Source organism: Enterococcus cecorum DSM 20682 = ATCC 43198 (assembly GCF_000407565.1).
GTDB lineage: Bacteria > Bacillota > Bacilli > Lactobacillales > Enterococcaceae > Enterococcus_E > Enterococcus_E cecorum.
In genome coordinates, this window is sequence record NZ_ASWI01000004.1 from 587560 (window position 1) to 605823 (window position 18264).

Annotated in this window: 17 protein-coding genes and 1 tRNA gene; 12 read left to right on the forward strand and 6 right to left on the reverse strand. The window is 35.6% G+C overall.

Annotated elements, in window-relative coordinates:
* The first annotated feature begins 1 nt into the window (after position 1).
* The 6 genes from hisH (at position 2) to glyS (ending at position 6517) form a co-directional block, all read left to right on the forward strand.
* Positions 2-625 (forward strand): imidazole glycerol phosphate synthase subunit HisH, encoded by a 624-nt coding sequence (gene hisH, locus I567_RS08895; protein WP_016251890.1) that lies wholly within the window; start codon positions 2-4, stop codon positions 623-625.
* On the forward strand, positions 622-1338 hold the full coding sequence (gene hisA, locus I567_RS08900; protein ID WP_016251891.1) for a 1-(5-phosphoribosyl)-5-[(5-phosphoribosylamino)methylideneamino]imidazole-4-carboxamide isomerase: 717 nt from the start codon (positions 622-624) through the stop codon (positions 1336-1338). The genes hisH and hisA overlap by 4 nt, the downstream gene beginning before the upstream one ends.
* Positions 1335-2093 carry an imidazole glycerol phosphate synthase subunit HisF gene (gene hisF / locus I567_RS08905; protein WP_016251892.1) on the forward strand — a complete coding sequence of 253 codons (759 nt, stop codon included), beginning with the start codon at positions 1335-1337 and terminating at the stop codon, positions 2091-2093. The genes hisA and hisF overlap by 4 nt, the downstream gene beginning before the upstream one ends.
* A gap of 12 nt (positions 2094-2105) precedes the next feature.
* Positions 2106-2744: a bifunctional phosphoribosyl-AMP cyclohydrolase/phosphoribosyl-ATP diphosphatase HisIE gene (gene hisIE, locus I567_RS08910; RefSeq protein ID WP_174362043.1), complete on the forward strand. Its 639-nt coding sequence runs from the start codon at positions 2106-2108 to the stop codon at positions 2742-2744.
* A 793-nt stretch (positions 2745-3537) separates the two neighbouring features.
* Entirely contained in the window at positions 3538-4446 is a 909-nt protein-coding gene (gene glyQ, locus I567_RS08915; RefSeq protein WP_016251894.1) for a glycine--tRNA ligase subunit alpha, read from the forward strand.
* Positions 4447-4450: 4 nt separating this feature from the next.
* Positions 4451-6517, forward strand: coding sequence for a glycine--tRNA ligase subunit beta (glyS, locus tag I567_RS08920; RefSeq protein WP_016251895.1), 2067 nt, complete (start codon positions 4451-4453; stop codon positions 6515-6517).
* Positions 6518-6757: 240 nt separating this feature from the next.
* Here glyS and I567_RS08925 read toward each other — a convergent pair whose 3' ends face one another.
* The 4 genes from I567_RS08925 to I567_RS08940 form a co-directional block, all read right to left on the reverse strand.
* Positions 6758-7447, reverse strand: a complete 690-nt coding sequence (locus I567_RS08925; protein ID WP_018345228.1) for a metal-dependent hydrolase — start codon at positions 7445-7447, stop codon at positions 6758-6760.
* Positions 7448-7501: 54 nt separating this feature from the next.
* Positions 7502-8449: an AEC family transporter gene (locus I567_RS08930; protein WP_016251897.1), complete on the reverse strand. Its 948-nt coding sequence runs from the start codon at positions 8447-8449 to the stop codon at positions 7502-7504.
* A gap of 98 nt (positions 8450-8547) precedes the next feature.
* Positions 8548-9510 carry a membrane protein insertase YidC gene (gene yidC / locus I567_RS08935; protein ID WP_016251898.1) on the reverse strand — a complete coding sequence of 321 codons (963 nt, stop codon included), beginning with the start codon at positions 9508-9510 and terminating at the stop codon, positions 8548-8550.
* Between the two features lie 85 nt (positions 9511-9595).
* Positions 9596-9883 (reverse strand): acylphosphatase, encoded by a 288-nt coding sequence (locus I567_RS08940; RefSeq protein ID WP_016251899.1) that lies wholly within the window; start codon positions 9881-9883, stop codon positions 9596-9598.
* A gap of 102 nt (positions 9884-9985) precedes the next feature.
* Here I567_RS08940 and I567_RS08945 point away from each other — a divergent pair, with 102 nt between their 5' ends.
* From I567_RS08945 to I567_RS08955, 3 genes are all read left to right on the forward strand, one after another.
* Positions 9986-10753, forward strand: a complete 768-nt coding sequence (locus tag I567_RS08945) for a TrmH family RNA methyltransferase (protein WP_016251900.1) — start codon at positions 9986-9988, stop codon at positions 10751-10753.
* An 89-nt stretch (positions 10754-10842) separates the two neighbouring features.
* Positions 10843-11337: an HD domain-containing protein gene (locus tag I567_RS08950; protein ID WP_016251901.1), complete on the forward strand. Its 495-nt coding sequence runs from the start codon at positions 10843-10845 to the stop codon at positions 11335-11337.
* Positions 11338-11465: 128 nt separating this feature from the next.
* Positions 11466-12158 (forward strand): DUF5105 domain-containing protein, encoded by a 693-nt coding sequence (locus tag I567_RS08955; protein ID WP_016251902.1) that lies wholly within the window; start codon positions 11466-11468, stop codon positions 12156-12158.
* A gap of 65 nt (positions 12159-12223) precedes the next feature.
* On the opposite strand, the gene I567_RS08960 is transcribed toward I567_RS08955, so the two are convergent.
* Positions 12224-13555: a serine hydrolase gene (locus I567_RS08960; RefSeq protein ID WP_016251903.1), complete on the reverse strand. Its 1332-nt coding sequence runs from the start codon at positions 13553-13555 to the stop codon at positions 12224-12226.
* Between the two features lie 130 nt (positions 13556-13685).
* Between I567_RS08960 and I567_RS08965 the strand changes: the two genes are divergently transcribed.
* The gene (locus I567_RS08965) at positions 13686-14810 is read left to right on the forward strand and encodes a DEAD/DEAH box helicase (protein ID WP_016251904.1); all 1125 of its coding nucleotides are present in this window, start codon (positions 13686-13688) and stop codon (positions 14808-14810) included.
* A gap of 41 nt (positions 14811-14851) precedes the next feature.
* On the opposite strand, the gene I567_RS08970 is transcribed toward I567_RS08965, so the two are convergent.
* Positions 14852-14925, reverse strand: a tRNA-Arg gene (locus tag I567_RS08970).
* A gap of 377 nt (positions 14926-15302) precedes the next feature.
* Here I567_RS08970 and I567_RS08975 point away from each other — a divergent pair.
* Both I567_RS08975 and I567_RS08980 read left to right on the forward strand, forming a co-directional pair.
* Complete coding sequence (locus I567_RS08975) at positions 15303-15503, forward strand: cold-shock protein (RefSeq protein WP_016251905.1); 201 nt, start codon at positions 15303-15305, stop codon at positions 15501-15503.
* Positions 15504-15632: 129 nt separating this feature from the next.
* A complete protein-coding gene (locus tag I567_RS08980) occupies positions 15633-18173 on the forward strand; it encodes an exonuclease domain-containing protein (RefSeq protein WP_016251906.1) in 2541 nt (846 codons plus the stop codon).
* Positions 18174-18264: the final 91 nt, after the last annotated feature.

The window sequence follows — 18264 nt, forward strand, 5'->3', positions numbered from 1 at the left end:
TTTGATTGGTATTATTGATTATGGTGTGGGCAATCTTTTTAGTATTCAGCGTTCTTTAGATTATTTAGGTGTTAAAAGCCTCATTACGAAAGAAGCTAGTCAATTAGCAGCCTGTCAACAAATTTTATTACCTGGTGTCGGTGCTTTTGCTGATGCGAAAAAGCAATTAGAAGAAGTAGCATTAACAAATGTTGTTTGTGAATTAGCGCAACAAGGGATGCCTCTTTTAGGAATCTGTTTAGGGATGCAGCTATTATTTGAAGAAAGTCATGAATTCGGGGTACATCCAGGTTTAGGGCTTATTCCAGGTAAAGTCGTCTCCTTAAAAGATGCTCTAAATGAACAAAATATTGATTTAAAAGTTCCACATATTGGTTGGAATGCACTTGATATTCAAAAAAACAGTCCATTAACGGCTAACTTGAAACCCAAAGATCAAGTCTATTATGTGCATAGTTTTTATGCAGATTGTCCTAAAGAATATATTTTGGCAACGAGTGAATATGGGATTGAAGTGACGGGTATGGTACAAAATAAAAATATTTACGGTGCCCAATTCCATCCAGAAAAAAGTGGAGATGTCGGTTTGGCGATTTTAAAAGCATTTGCGGAGGTGAAGGCATGAAAGTATATCCAGCAATTGATGTATTGAATGAAAAAGTGGTGCGTTTATATCAAGGAGATTATGAGCAACAAACGATTTTTGGTGAGGACCCATTGAAGTTTGCGCAAGATTTTGAAAAGCAAGGAGCCAAATACTTACACTTAGTTGATTTAGATGGGGCAAAGGATGGGCAATCCAGACATTTTAATGTTGCTCAAAAAATAGCAGCTAATACGAATCTTTTTGTTGAACTAGGCGGTGGGATTCGCGATGAAAAGACAATAGAAGCTTGCCTTGCTGCAGGTGTCAAACGGGTCATTTTAGGCACAATCGCCCAAAAAGATCCAGCCTTCACCCAAAAAATGTTAGCAAAGTATCAAGAGAAAATTGCCATTGGTGTCGATGCAAAAGAGGGAAAAGTGGCTGTTGAGGGTTGGCTTGAAACAACTGAAACAGATGCTTTTGAATTTTGCCAGCAGTTAGCCAATTGGCAGGCAAAAACCATTATTTTTACTGAAATCTCGCGCGATGGAACTGGTCAAGGATTGAATATACCACTTTATCAGAAATTATTAACAATTCCAGGCGTAGTATTTGTAGCTTCTGGTGGTGTGGCAAGTATTGAAGATATCGTAGCTTTAAAAGAAATTGGTATGCATGGGGTGATTGTTGGTAAAGCACTCTATGATCAATCGTTGAAATTAAGTGATATTTTAAAGGAGGCTGAGGCATGATTTCAAAACGTATCATTCCTTGTTTGGATGTCAAACATGGTCGTGTCGTGAAAGGTGTTCAGTTTGCTTCTTTAAAGGATGTCAATGATCCCGTGACACTTGCCAAATTTTATAATGAGCAAGGTGCCGATGAACTAGTCTTTTATGATATCACTGCCTCTAGTGAAGAAAGAGAATTATTTACGGATATCCTGGAAAAAGTCGCTGAAAATGTATTTATTCCATTAACGGTTGGTGGTGGGATAAATAGCTTAGATGATTTTGAGCGGGTATTACGTTGTGGGGCGGATAAAGTAAGTGTGAATTCAGGAGCTTTAAAAAATCCTCAGCTTATTCGTGATGCTGCTCAAAAATATGGCAATCAATGTGTGGTGCTGTCTGTTGATATCAAAAAAGTAGCTAATCAGTGGCATGTATTTGCAAAAGGTGGTAGAGAAGATACCGGCTTAGACGCTTTAGCTTGGATTGTGCAAGGCGTACAGTTGGGCTGTGGTGAAATCGTCGTGAATAGTATGGATACAGATGGTGTCAAGCAAGGTTTTGATATACCACTGCTAAAAGCGATTAGCGACTTAGTAGATGTCCCGATTGTTGCATCAGGCGGGGCTGGAAAAGTAGCAGATTTTGTTGAACTTTTCCAATTACCTAAGATTGAAGCTGGATTAGCTGCTTCGATTTTCCATTATGGTGAAGTCAAAATACTTGATCTTAAACAAGCTTTACAACAAGCACAAATTCCAGTGAGAGAGGTGTAACCATTGTTAGAAATTGCAGATTTAAAATTTGATGAAAAAGGATTAATTCCAGTTGTAGTTCAAGACGTAGATAGTAAAAAAGTCTTAACCGTTGCTTATATGAATCAAGAAAGCCTTGCACTTACATTAAAAACAGGTTTCATGACGTATTATTCCCGTAGTCGTCAAGAACTTTGGAAAAAAGGCGAAACTAGTGGGAATTATCAACACCTTGTAAATTTAAAGGCAGATTGTGATCGTGATAGCCTCGTTGCGATTGTCAGCAAAGATGGTCCTGCTTGTCATTTAGATACCGACAGTTGTTTTAACGATTATCTCTATTGTAAAGATGAAGCAGTGGAATTTAGTTTGGATGAATTAGCCAAATTAATTGCCACACGCCAAACAGAACCAAAAGAAGGGAGCTATACTTCCTATTTATTCGAAAAAGGCTTAGAGAAAATTTTGAAAAAAGTGGGCGAGGAGAGTACAGAAGTCATCATTGGGGCGATGAAAGAAGACAAAGCGGAAACTACTTTTGAATTAGCTGATTTAACTTATCATTTATTAGTTTTAATGATTAATCAAAAAATTTCCCTCCAAGATGTCCAAAAAGAATTAGCCAAACGTCATATTGTCGATCATAAGGTGAAGCAAGAAACCATGCAGTAAATTTTCGAAAACTATTGACAAACTAAAAGAAAAACGAGTAAACTGTAGATAAATTTAATACATGCGATGAACAATTAAAGAATAAAAATCCCTATGATAGCGAGTCTGGGAAGGTGCAAGCCAGATATATATTTTTATTTGCGGCGATTGGGAGCATAAATTTATTCAAATGAAGCTGCCGAATCTATTCGGAAGTAGGGTGGAACCGCGAAATAAAATTTTTCGTCCCTATAGTTACCAAAAACAAAGGTGACTATGGGGACTTTTTGCATCAAGGATGTGAAGCGGGTTGGTCAGCTCCAAGCAGCTAAGGTTTCCGGGATGGCAGGAAAATCCATTATGTTTTAAGATTTTCCTAGACAGGCCGGCTTAGATGCACAGGAGCTACCCGCTGAACACAGATTACCAAGGATGTGAGGCGACTCGATCAGCTACGAGCGGATAAGTTTGTCCAACACGTCGGGAAAGTCCGAGAAGTAAAGACTTTCCCAGACGGGGTGGCTTATACGCCGAAGTAGCTAGTCGCCGAACACAGATTACCAAGGATGTGAAGCAGCTCGCTCAGACATGAAGAAATTCGTGTGTTTACCTCACGCTGAGAAAATCGGATGAAAGGAGATTTTCTTAAGCAGAAGGGTGAATTTTCCGAGTATTTAGTTGATTGATACCGAGAAAGCTAAGGTTGTCCGGAATGTCAGGAAAATTCTGTGTTTGGCGATTTCACTTGATGGTCTAACATCCGAATTTATCAAAAACCCATAGTCTACTAAATGTAAAGTAAAGGAGCATTTGCATGTCAAAATTAACTGTACAAGAAATGATTTTAACCTTGCAAAAATTCTGGTCAGACAATGGCTGTATGTTAATGCAAGCCTATGACACAGAAAAAGGAGCAGGAACCATGAGCCCTTATACCTTTTTAAGAGCAATCGGGCCAGAACCATGGAATGCGGCATATGTTGAACCATCGCGTCGTCCTGCTGATGGTCGATATGGGGAAAACCCTAACCGTTTATACCAACACCATCAATTCCAAGTTGTTATGAAACCATCTCCTGAAAATATTCAAGAACTATATCTTGAAAGTTTGAAACTATTAGGAATTGATCCATTAGCGCATGATATCCGTTTTGTGGAAGATAACTGGGAAAACCCTTCAATGGGCTGTGCAGGTCTTGGTTGGGAAGTTTGGTTAGACGGTATGGAAATTACGCAATTTACATATTTCCAACAAGTAGGGGGACTAGCTTGTCATCCGGTAACTGCTGAAATTACTTATGGTTTGGAACGTCTTGCTTCATACATTCAAGAAGTTGAGAGTGTTTATGATTTAGAGTGGACCAATGGCGTAAAATATGGCGAAATTTTCCGTCATCCTGAATATGAACATTCTAAATACTCATTTGAATTAAGTGACCAAGAATTATTACTTTCTAACTTTAATCATTTTGAAGCTGAAGCCAAACGCTGTATTGAAGAAAACTTAGTACATCCAGCTTATGATTATATTTTAAAATGTTCACATAATTTCAACTTACTAGATGCCCGTGGTGCGGTATCAGTAACTGAACGTGCAGGCTATTTAGCACGTATTCGTAATATGGCTAGAGAAGTAGCGAAACGTTTTGTGGAAGAACGTAAAAAATTAGGTTTCCCATTATTATCACGTGAAGAAGCCCAAAAATATTTAGATGAGGAGTAAGAGAATGGCTAAGAATTTTTTATTAGAAATTGGTTTAGAAGAAATGCCGGCACATGTAGTTTTGCCAAGTATGAATCAATTAAAAGAAAAGTGTGAAAAGTTTTTAAATGAACAACATCTAGAATTTCAAACAATTAAAGCCTATTCTACCCCTCGACGTTTGGCTTTAGTTGTAGAAGGACTAGCAGAAAAACAGGCCGATATTCATGAAGAAGTAAAAGGACCTGCGAAAAAAATTGCTTTAGACAATGAAGGAAACTGGAGCAAAGCAGCGCAAGGTTTTGTTCGTGGACAAGGCTTAACGACTGACGATATTATCTTTAAAGAATTAAAAGGTGTAGAATATGTTTATGTCGAAAAACATATTGCAGGTAAACCAACCACAGAAGTCTTAAAAGAATTACCACAAGTGATCCAAAGTTTGACTTTCCCAGTAACAATGCATTGGAATAAATATGATTTTGAATATATTCGCCCAATTCATTGGTTAGTCGCTTTGTTTGGTGAAGAAGTGGTTGATTTCAGTATTTTAGATGTTCAAACGGGTCGTAAAAGTCGCGGTCATCGTTTCTTAGGTCATGAAACAACCTTTAATCATGCGGATGAATATCTAGAAAAATTGGCTGCTGAATTTGTGATTGCTGATCAAGTGCAACGTCAAGCAATGATTGAAGAACAAATCGCACAAATCGCTCAAGAAAATAATTATCAAGTGAATCTTGATCCTGAATTATTAGAAGAAGTAGTCAACCTTGTCGAATACCCAACAGCTTTTGTGGGTGATTTTGATGAAAAATATTTAGCTGTACCAAAAGAAGTCTTAATTACATCAATGAAAGAGCATCAACGCTACTTTGATGTGATGAATCAAGCTGGCGAATTATTACCTCACTTTATCTCCGTTCGTAATGGAAATAGTGAACATCTAGAAAATGTGATCAAAGGAAATCAAAAAGTATTAACTGCCCGTTTAGAAGATGCAGAATTCTTCTATGCGGAAGACCAAAAATTAACCATTGATTTCTGTGTCAATAAACTAAAAAATGTGGCGTTCCATGAAAAAATAGGTAGCATCTATGAAAAAATGCAACGTGTAACTAAAATTAGTGAACTTTTAGCGAAAACATATGGTTTAGATGCTCAACAAACGGCTGATTTAGCCCGTGCGAGTCAAATTTATAAGTTTGATTTAGTGACCAATATGGTTGGAGAATTTCCTGAACTACAAGGAATTATGGGTGAAAAATATGCTTTATTACAAGGTGAAAATAAAGCTGTCAGCCAAGCCATTCGTGAACATTATTTACCAATTTCAAGTACTGGCGAAATTCCGGAAACTCAAGTTGGTGCTTTATTAGCCATTGCCGATAAGTTGGATTCTATCGTGACTTTCTTTGCGGCTGGTATGGTACCAAGTGGTTCCAATGATCCATATGCATTACGTCGTCAAGCTTACGGTATTGTACGTATTGTTTTAGAAAACCAAATGAGCTTCCCGCTAGCAAGTCTTTTAGCAGAGGTGAAAGCTTTATTAAATCCAATGGTTGCAACATATGGCTTTGATTTAAATAATATTGATGTTGAAGTATTAGATTTCTTTGCTGCGCGTATGAAACAATATCTATCTTTAGCAGAAATTCGCTATGATATTATTGATGCAGCCTTACAAGCAACACAAGAAGATTTAGCTGCTCAATATTTAACTGCGCAATTGCTTCAAGAACATAGTCAAACAGAAAGCTTTAAACCAGCGATGGAGGCTTTGACACGTGTAGTGAACTTAGCGAAAAAAGCAGATACCATTGTGGAAGTGGATGAAGCATTGTTTGAAAGTGATGTTGAACGTGAATTTGCAAATCAAGTGCAAACAACCTTGGCAAGTCTTTCAGATGATTTGAAAGAAAATTATCAAGCTTTAGTAGCACTTGAACCAGTAATTGTGAAGTACTTTGAAGACACTATGATTATGGCTGAAGATGAAGCACTTCGCAATAATCGTTTGAGTTTATTAAAACAATTAGCACAATCCATTGAAAAATTGGCAAAACTAGATGTCTTAGTCACAAAATAATTAGCAAGTTGTAGATTCCAACACTGGTTCTTGTTCTTGGTCAAAGTGATTGTTGACAAAGATATTTTTAGGAGAGAAAGTTTTTGAGGCTTTCTCTCCTATTTTTATATTTTTCAATTCTTTTATAACTGAAATTTTTATCTTGTAAAAAATTATCTTCCTGTTTTACTCAAAAAAGATGTTCAGTATTTCTCTTTCTTTGAGTAATAATACTGAATATCCATAGGTGCTAATTTTTAATTAAATTTCATAAATTTTGCCAAATGGTAAAACAATTCCTTTAGCATCCGTTAATAAATCAATAAATTTTTGGGGATCTTGTTTAATCACTGGGAAAGTATTGTAGTGGATAGGTAAGACCTTTTTGGCTTGAATACGTTTGGCGCATCTTGCGGCTTGTTTTGGTCCCATTGTGTAATTATCGCCAATAGGTAAGCAAGCAAAATCAATCTCATAATCTTCACCTAATAAATCCATTTCCATGAATTCGGCGGTATCACCTGCATGATAGAAGGTTTTTCCATCTGCTTCGATGATAATACCAGCCGGGTTACCTAGATAATGGACCTGTCCCTCGTATTCTAAACTAGAAGTATGTAGCGCATGAGTCATTGTGACACGACCAAACGGAAAATCAAAACCACCGCCAATATTCATACCGTGTACTTTTTGCCCTAATTTAGCAAAGAAGTTGGCGATTTCCGCGACTGCAATAATTGTCGGTTGTTGATGTTTGATTAAATCAAAGACACCGGCAACATGATCTCCATGACCATGCGTTAAAATAATATAATCAACTTTTAAATGATTGGCTTGCCACATTTCTGGAAGATTGGCATCAATATAGGGGTCAATAATGATTTTGATGTTATCTGCTAATTCTAAATAAATGGTGGAATGTCCTAAATGTGCAATTTTCGTTTTCTTCACCTCAAAGTGTTTTCTTTTATTATATTCCTCAATAGTACCATTAGCAAATCTCAATTAAATAAATTGCATGATAAATAAGAGTACAGGAATGAAAAATAAATAGACAAAAACGGATAAACTCATCGTGGTTGCCGCAAAAATTTCATCTGCATGATAACTTCTAGCTAAAATAGGTACTGAGTTTTGAACGGGCATACTTGATTGCACCATAAAGACTAGCATCATTAAATGTGGCACTGGGATAATCTGAGCTAGCACATAAACAATGATTGGTGAAAGAATAAAACGTCCAAACAAAACGAATAAGGATTCTTTAGTCAGCCTTAAGTTAGCAATTCCTTGATAATACAACATGATACCAATAGCTAACATTGAAAGCGGGGTAGTTAAATTTCCTAAATGATTGCCCAATGTTTGAAGGCTATTAGGAACTGGCCAATTGAGAAACACCCAAAAAATCCCAATCATAAAACCAAGTAAAGCAGGAGTAAATAGTTTTTTTAGGAAAATGAGTGGATGAAAGGACAGTGTAGCTTGTTTGCGAATCACACTATCCTTGGCAATTTCGAAAACGCCAATTGTCCAGAAAAAACTGGTATTGACGATGTAGTAGAGCAAGACATAGGGAACAGCTTTTTCACCAAAGATGGCTAAATTAATCGGCAAGCCAATAAAAATAGTATTCGAGCAAGTGAACATGGTTGAAAAAGTACCGTGATGTTTTTTGGGTAACTTGAATAGGTGAATGATTGCTTTACTAATAAAAAAAGTTAAAAACATCGAAACAATGGGAATAAGTGTCCCTGAAATTAAGGTTAGAAATTCTTCTTTGGTAAAGTTTGCGGTAATATTTAAAAACATACTGCAAGGGAGTCCTAGATTTAAAACCATTTTAGAAAAGGTGTCAGCAGTCTCATTGCTAAACCATTGGCGATATGAGAAAAAATAGCCTAAAAACATTAAGACAAAAATCACTAGGATATTAAGATAAGATTGTAGCATCGAAAGCCTCCTTTGTTATGATTTTAGCACGGATGAGTGGAAAGAAAAACAATAGATATAAAAAACTGCCAGTAAAAACTTACTGACAGTTAAAATGTTTATTTACGACGATTTTGTTTACCAGCATTGCGACCACCATTTTTATTCGCTTTAGGTGATTGATTTTTCACTGGTGGGCGATAAGTACTAGCAGTTTTTGTGGAAGTTTTCTTTTCGCCACCTAAACTATAATCTTTAGAAACGACAATTTTTGGTGGATGCAATTTCATTTCTTCAGCAATTTTAGCTTTCAATCTTGGACGCATAATGATATTGGTAATGACTGTTTGAATGCAGGCAACGACCCCACCAACTGCCCAATAAAGTGCGACCCCAGCAGGTGAACTGAAAGAGAAGAAAATCATCATAATAGGGGACATGTACATCATCATTTGCATTTGTTTCTTTTGATCTTCTGGAATATTAAACATGCTTAAATAACTTTGTAAAAGATATAAAGCACCAGTAATGATGACTAAAGCAAAACTTGTTTTTCCAAGATTGATGCCATAGAATGTTGCACTTGAAATCCCCGGAGTATAACGAGCCGTTGCGAAAAGGGCAGCGAAAATAGGCATTTGAATTAAAATTGGTAAACATCCTGCACCAAAACTTCCAAACATGCTCGTACCATTTTCAGAATAAATTCGTTGCATATCACGTTGGGCTTTTTGTTGTTGCTCAATTGTGGTTGCTTCTTTCATTTTTGCTTGGATAATATCAAGCTGTGGTTTCAAAAATTGCATTTTTTCAGATTGAACCATCATTTTATGGGATTGATAAATATTTAAAGGTAAAATAATCAATCGCACAATAATTGTAATAAAGATAATCGCCCAACCATAGTTCCAATGCCAATTATCAACCATGTATTGGATGCAGTTACCTAATGGGACAACTAAAAAGCGATAAATCCATCCATTAGGATCTGGGTTTCCGTGTTTGTCCATTTTCACACAACCAGATAAGAAAAAGATGAGTGAAAGTAAACTCGCACTATAAAGGTATTTTTTTAATTTCATTTGTTTCTTCCTTTGCATTTAATTTACACAAGAAATACTATACTAAATTTAGACTAGAATTTCAATTGTACAAGTGAGAAATTACTCAATAGGTCACTTTAAATTTTGTATAATCTGGAATGGTTGTATCTTTTTCAATTTGAAATTTATCGACTCTACCATACGGTGCTGGAGAAGCTTTAACTCTTTCAATGAAGAGCGACATATCTTGATAATTGCCAACTGCTTCAATGGTTACTGAGCCGTCCATTTCATTTTTGACGGTGCCATTGATTCCTAATTCATCTGCTAAAATTTTAGTCATATAGCGAAATCCGACACCTTGGACCACACCAGCGACATTCATCCGATATTTTACGACTGCTTGTGACATCGAATCACCTTCTTTAATTTTTTTTCAACTCTATTATATCAAAAAAATGCTAGAAAACTATGGTATAATATTGTGCAGAACTTAGAATTTTTGAGGTGGACAATGAAGGAAATCTTATCAACCAAAAATGAATTAATAAAAAAAGTAGCTAAATTACATCGTCGTAAAGAACGTCAAAAAGAAAATTTATATATTATGGAAGGTTTTCATTTGATTGAGGAGGCCTATCAAAATGGTGCAAAGATGAAATATATTTTTGTAACCCATAAAGCTTATCAACAATATCTCGCATTTTTTGAACCGTTAAGCGAACAGGTTATCCTTGTGAGTAAAGAAATCATCGACAAACTCTCTGATTTACCTACGCCTCAAGGAATGATTGCCGTTGCTGAAATGAGCAAGACTGACTTAGATTTGCATCAAGGAAAGTGGCTATTGCTTGATTATGTGCAAGATCCAGGTAATGTAGGGACCATGATCAGAACAGCCGATGCCGCAGGATTTGATGGTGTCATTTTAGGTGAAGGGTGTGCCGATGTATATGCTACGAAGACCCTACGCAGCATGCAAGGGAGTCAATTTCATTTAAAAGTTATCCAAGCTGATTTGTCCCAAGTGATTCAGCAATTAAAAGCAGCGCAGGTGAAAGTTTACGCTACTGAATTAAATAAAGAAGCTAAACAATATCAAGAGTTACCTTATCATGAAAATGTGGCGATTATCATGGGAAATGAGGGGCAAGGGGTTCGTTCAGAAATTTTAAAATTAGCGGATGAAAGTGTCTATATTCCTATTTATGGTCAAGCGGAATCATTGAATGTTGGTGTTGCTGCAGGAATTATGATGTATGGCTTGATTCGGAAAAAGTAAATAAAATCTTAAGAACGCTGAAAATCGATTTCAATTAGGTTGTTTAGTGGTATACTTTTCTCAGATTTTACTTAAGGTGGCATGAATGAATGACAAATAATTGGAAGTATGATTTAGAGTATTTATCTTATGTTGGTGATTTATTGGCAACAGAAGAAGTACAAAAATTAGCTGAATTCACGCAACATTTTCACTCTACTAGATTAGATCATTCCATCAGCGTATCCTATTATAGTTATAAGATCACTAAGAAGTTTGGTTGGAATGCCAAGGCAACTGCTAGAGCGGGTGTGTTACATGATTTATTCTTTTATGATTGGCGTACAACTAAATTTGATGAGGGAACGCATGCTTATATGCATCCTAGAATCGCCGTAAAAAATGCTGAAAAAATCACTGAATTATCAGATTTAGAAAAAGATATTATCATTAAGCATATGTGGGGAGCAACCATTGCACCGCCTAGATATAAAGAAGGATATGTTGTGACGATGGTAGACAAATATTGTGCGGTAAAAGAAGCATTGTTCCCTTTGATTCAAAAATTAAAACTTAGAACACGACGTCAAAGTGTGAGTGCTTAAACCATACTGTTTGACATTGAAAAGCTTGGCATGCCAGGCTTTTTTTATTGCAGTCACTTTCTATCCTTAGAAATATATGTTCAGCTTGCGTATAATAAAATTAACTAGTACGAATTGGAGGAATGGATATGAAAAAATGGCTAATCTTATTGTTAGGTTTATTTATTTTGGGTGGATGCGGAGAGTCAAGCCAACCTCTTTCTGAAAAACAGGCGGCCAAGGTATTTGTAGAAAGTGTCATTTACAACAAATCACAAAATTCCTTTGAAGAAAACTTTGTGGATGGAAGTGCCATTGTTAATGAAATGGAACACTCAAAAGATGGGGAGTTTTCTAAAGCGTTGGTGGCACAAATGAGTCAGGCTGCGGCGATGTCTAATGAGCAAGCTGAAAAATTAACTGATTCTTTAAAACAGGCGTTGAAGACACAGACTTCCTACAAGATTAAAAATATTAAGTCTCAAAAAGATAATCATTATCGGGTGACTTATGAAATTTATGGGGTTGATTTTATTGGGGCAGTAGGCAAAGCTTTAAAAGTTAGTTTTGAAAAAATTGCCAATGATCCAACATATGCGGATAATGAAGAAAAAGCTCAGGAACTTTTATTTAACGCAATGAATGAAGAAATTAAAAAGGCGCAAAAAATAAAAGATCCAGTTGAAGTAAAAATAGACTTGGTTCAAAAAGATGGCAAATGGGATATTCCATCTTCACAAGAAAAAAATATTCAGTCTTTAATCACAGCCTTTTGGGTTGGCTTTAGTGATGAAAAGGATGTAGCCACAGCTTTAAGCCAGGCCGTTGCAGATTTATATTAAAAAATAGAAACGAATATCTAAGCAAGGTGAATGCTTGAGATATTCGTTTCTTTTATTGTTCCACTTTAAAATATGTTTTGAAAGAATTGCTTTGTATGCATCCACGCATTTTGTGCGACATTTTTTACTTGTCGCAACCATAAGAAAAAGAAGTTTTCTTTTTCTACACTATTAGCAGTTACTATTTTAATTTGACTTTCTGGTGTTTGGGAGTCTGGTAAGTAGCCGTAGTTGTCAGTTGGATTATTAATTATTAAGGTACCGATTTCTCTATGCATTTGTACGGGTGCTTGAATGGATTGAACTTCTAATTGTTCTTCATATTTAAGTTGCTTGATATCAAATGGTACGGGTACCCATAATTTATATGGATCAATAACTTTTAAACTTACAGAAGCTTGTTTCCCATCTATAACAGCCAGCTTTGATTGAATCGCATTCGTTAAATCTGTAGCTGATAAAGTGATTTCTTGCCATTGATTTAAGGCGTAATCCATTAATTTGCTTGTTTCGACAAAACGAGCATTACTATCGTTGGCTTGATTATTGGCATGTAGGACCACGGTGATGACTTCGCGGCTATTTTGTCGAATAACGCCAACAAAGCAGGCACCGGCTAAATCGGTCGTTCCGGTTTTTAAGCCGATAACTCCTTCTTTTTGAAGTGGTAAACCTGGCAATAATTGATTCCAGTTTTGCATGATACTAGGTTGTGCGGTGTTTTCGCCGAAGTTTTCTTGCACGGTACTTGTAATATTCAGTACTTCAGGATAGTCAGCAATAAAATGTTTGGCAATGATAGCTACATCTTGAGCCGACATTTCATTTTCTTCATCATCACCGGTACCAGGATATCTAAAATCTCCGAGGTCGCGATTATTTAAACCAGAAACTGAAATGATTTTTGCATCTGTTATGCCTAAACTTTCCGCCTTTTGTCGCATCAGATTGACAAATTGCTCTTGGCTGCCGGCGACTTTTTCCCCTAAGGCCATAACCGCGGCATTGGCTGATTGAATTAAACTAGCATGTATGAGCGATTCAACAGTATAAGCTTGATTGGCTACCAGTGCGACATTGGATAGTTCGGGTTTTGTACTTAATTCAGCTAGCTGAGGAGAAATAACTACTTGGTCTAGCAAATCTAATTCTTCATTTTTGATTTTGTCATATACAACATATATGCTTAGTACTTTAGTTATCGAGGCAATCGGCATAGGTGTTGTACTATCTTGTGCATAGAAGATTTTTCCTGTATCAGCATCTACAGCAATTGCCGCTTTGGCATCGATGGAGAAATTATTTTCTGTTTCATCGGCCCAAAGTGGAACTGTTGAAAGAAAGCAGCATAATAGCGTCATTGTAATGAGATAAAGTGGATTGATAGCTTTTTTCAAAGGATACCCTCCTTAAATTTTCTAAAGTTGAGTGTATCAAACAAAAAGATTTTTATCAAGAGCATCGAAGGCTTAGAAAACATCTCGTATTGTGTTATAATTTAGCTATCAAATATTTTTGGAGGAAGATATGGATATAAATCAACTGCCTGAGATATGGCAAGCAAGATGGCAATTAGAAAAGTTTCAAACACCAACCAAAATTCAAGAGAAAGTATTTGAACCCATTAAAGAAGGACAATCAATTGTAGGCGTTTCACCGACTGGATCAGGAAAAACCATCGCCTACTTACTACCGACAATGTTAAATATTTCTGTAAATCAAGGAGTACAACTTGTTGTGATTACTGCGACTCAGGAATTAGCTATGCAAGTAACAGAGGTAGCACGTCCTTGGGCAAAAGATTTAGGCTTAAAAGTACAAAGTCTAATTGGAGGAGCAAATATCAAACGCCAAATCGAAAAGTTAAAGCAAAGACCAGAAATTGTTGTTGGTACTGCAGGTCGTATCAATGAATTAAATCAACAAAAGAAATTAAAATTACATCAAGTCAAAACATTGATACTAGATGAAGCTGACCAACTATTGAAAAGTAATCAAGAGAGTGCGTTACTAAGCCCTATACTAAAAGCCATGGATAATCAAGTACAAGTACTCGCATTTTCAGCAAGTGGCACGCAACTTCCAGAACAATTTCAGCAAATGTACCGATTAAAATTGACTTTAATTGATGTTACAAATGAAGATACAAGTAAAGGTGAAATCACGCACGGTTATGTTATTTGGCCAAAACGTAATCGCTTAGGCTTTTTACGTCGTTTAGGTAATATTGATCAGCTTTCAGCCTTAGTTTTTTTCAATCGTTTAAGTGAATTAGGTGTCATGGAAGATAAGCTTTTATATCATCATATCTCAGTTGCTTCTTTAGCTTCTGACCAAAGTGCCCAATTACGCAAAATTGCCCTTCATGCTTTTTCAAATCATCAAGCTAAATTATTATTGTGCACGGATATTGCTACTCGTGGTCTAGATATTGATGACTTATCCTTAGTTGTCAATATGGATTTTGTTTATGATGAAAAAACCTATTTACATCGTTCAGGACGTGTAGGACGCATGGGGAGAAAGGGACTAGTGTTGACACTATTAGAAGAACGTGAAGTAAAAGAATTCCAGAAATTTTTAGCTAAACAGCATTTAGTAGCAAAAGAATACTATTTATATGCTGGCCAATTAAGTAATCATAAAAAATAAGAAAAAGCTGCTTTAGATTTCTCTCAAAAGCAGCTTTTTAACGTCCACGGGCGGAATTGAACCGCCGACCTTACGCTTAGGAGGCGTGCGCTCTATCCTACTGAGCTACGCGGACCAATTTTAACCAATTGTTATTTTACAATCAATGAGTTGGTTTTGCAAGCGACATTTTCGAAAAAATGTATTAATTGTTTGCTATTATAACAAAACACAATGAAGTAAAATCAAAAGAACAACATACATTTATTGCTAAAATAAGCGGAAAAATTCGATATAAAATTAAAAAATGTCTAAGTTAACTTGGAAAAAGACAAAATATTTCAAAAAAATCCTATCATTTTAGTCTAAAGTGTGTTACTATATAGAAGTAGTTTTTGTAACGGTGATTTATGGTAGTTCGTTTCAATATAAATAAACATCTTCCACAAGTTTCCAAACACAATGAATTGCAATATTAATGAATGTGTTAAATACACAAGGAGGATTTTATTTATGCAAACAGGTACAGTGAAATGGTTTAATGCCGAAAAAGGTTTTGGCTTCATTACAGGTGAAGATGGTAAAGATGTATTCGTACATTTTTCAGCTATCCAAAGTGATGGTTTCAAAACTTTAGAAGAAGGTCAAAGTGTTACCTTTAATGTTGGAGAAGGACAACGTGGCCCTCAAGCAACAAATGTTGTGAAAGCTTAATCGTTAATAATAATGTCCAAGATCTACTAGCAAACTTGTTAGTAGGTCTTTTTTATTTTGTTTTTCTTGTAAAAATTCGTTATACTATTTGTTGGAAAAATAGAAATTGAATGGAAAGAAGGTGCTGAATTGTCAACGATTTATGCCATTGTTGATTTAGAAACCACGGGTACAGACGTTTTAAAAGATCAAATTATTCAGTTTGCTTGTACCTTGGTTCAGGATAATCAGATTTTACATACATTTTCAACCGACATTAATCCTGGTTTTGCTGTTCCTAAAAATATTCAACATTTAACCGGATTAACCAATCGTCGTTTAGTGAAAGCACCTTATTTTGAAGATGTTGCCTTGATGATTGAAAATATTTTGCAAGACACAGTTTTTGTTGCACACAATGTACACTTTGATTATCAATTTTTGTCAAATACATTTGTGAAATATGGTTTTGATCCGTTAACGATACCGGCGATAGATACGGTAGATTTAGCACAAATTTTTTTGCCAATGCAGTCTAGTTATCGTTTGAATGATTTAGTGACGAACCTAGGAATCAGTCATGAAAATCCTCACCAAGCAGATAGTGATGCAAAAGTAACGGCAGAATTATTTTTATATTTAGGACAAATCATTGAAAATTTACCCATCAAGACCCTGACACAAATTTGTCAAAGATGCGATTTACTAAGTATGCAGACGGGGAATTTTATTAAAAAATGTCAGGAATTAAGACAACTTGAAGGAAAAGTAGCTACAAAAACAGATGATTTAGAATTGGTAGAAGATATTTGGGTGAAAAAATCTCGTGTCCATCCTATCAAAAATTCTCATGCAGTGAGTTATCCAAAATCAAAAAAAGCAAAAGAAAAAATACTTGGCAAAAGCTTGAGCAATGAACAAGCTAAATTAATGAATCTTATTTATCAAAATCGCTATTCCTTGAAAAAAGAGCACTTACAAGAAGAAGTCACCATTGACGTCAATCGAGAGTTGTCGCATCCAGAAAATGTTTTCTTGCCGCTGAGTTATTTTACCCCAGCTGATTTTCCGGTTCTTTTAGGTTATGAATCGGATAATTGGTGGCAAAATTGGCAAAAGGTGACTAACGCGTCTACTTCTCGTACGCTATTAGCTATGCATTATTATCCAGATAAACAATATATTGATTTACATCGATTTTCCCAGATGTTAAGTCAAATACCAGATCAAAAATTTACCTCTATTTTACAAATGATGATACTAGTATGGCTCACTCAAACTCAGACCGGCTCACTTGTTGAATTAGGACTGTATCAACAATCGCATAGCTTTTTTCAACAAGTGAATTATCAATCAGCAGACTTTTATCCAGATTCTTATTATTTAAAGCGTCGTAATAGTGAAATGCAATGCGCACAGGTCGTTTTATTTCGCCAAAAAGATGTTTTACTCGCTAACTTTGATGAAGTGTTTCAAGATTTTGCTTATCGTCAAGTGATATTCGAAGAGGCGCAATATTTGCTGCCATTACAAAAATTTAATCACCAACGCGTAGATATCCAAAACTTACAAAAATTAATCAATCAAACATTAAAAGCTGAACCTCATCCATTAATGGTCAGTATCTTGTCATTAATCAACGACTTTCAACGGCAAGTGTTTGATCAATGGGTATCAATTGTGTCAGTCAAGCTATTTAATGAAAGTGAATTTGCCGCTTTACCTCAAAGTTTTCAGCGTCAATTAAATCAATTAATGAACTATTATGAAGAATTTATTGCATACGTTTCATCTTCAAATAATCAAGAAAGTGACCATGTAATTTTGAATATTGTACAACAATTTCAGTTATTACTTGCATGGTTTCGCGATTTTCAAGAAACAACCGTGCATAGTTGGTTTTTAGAAAAAAATCATTTGCTTTTTATTCGTTATGACTTCACCAATACGATAGATACGCTTTCTACAGATGCAGCCAAAATATTTATTGGAAATCATTTAAGTTTACCGTATCAAAAGAATTATTTTGCAGAAAAATTGTCTTTAAACAATGTCAAAGTAAAGCAACTAAAAGAAAAAGAGCGTACTTTTTTGCCACGGATTGAAGTGGCTCAAAAAGGGATATCCATTCCAGAAGTAACGAATGAAGCATTTGGTCAGTATATTGCAAACATCATTATGCATGAAATTTTGAATCAACAAGAATCGACACTGGTACTTTTTAATTCAAAAGAGGTCTTACGTTATGTGTTTGAAACCATTAGTGAAACGATGAATCAAGCGGGTATAGAGTTGTTTGCACTCGGCCAAAATACCAGTTTGTCCAAAATAAAGAAGCGTTATGAAGCAAATGATAATCAATTTGTATTTTTATTAAATCCATATTTAGATGATTCTTTTTTAGCTGATTTTCATTTTAAACGTGTGATACTAACGCGTTTACCTTTTCATAATCCTAGCGCGCCTTTAACACTTGCTTATCAAAAGTATTTGGAAAAACTTGATATCGATGCTTTTCAACGAGAGGCTTTACCAACGGCGGGGATTCGTTTAGCGAGATGTCTAGATTTAGTAGCGAATCAACCCGATGCAAAACTACTCATTTTAGATAAGCGTCTCATCTCAACTACTTATGGGAAAAAGCTACAAAAAATCTTACCGAAACCTTGGACGTACGAGGCAAAGACTTAAAAATTTGTAAATTCCTATTTTTTTGTAAAACTTATGCAAAGAATCTGCTATAATAAAAACATTAAAATGAAATGTAGGTTAGAGGTGGGCA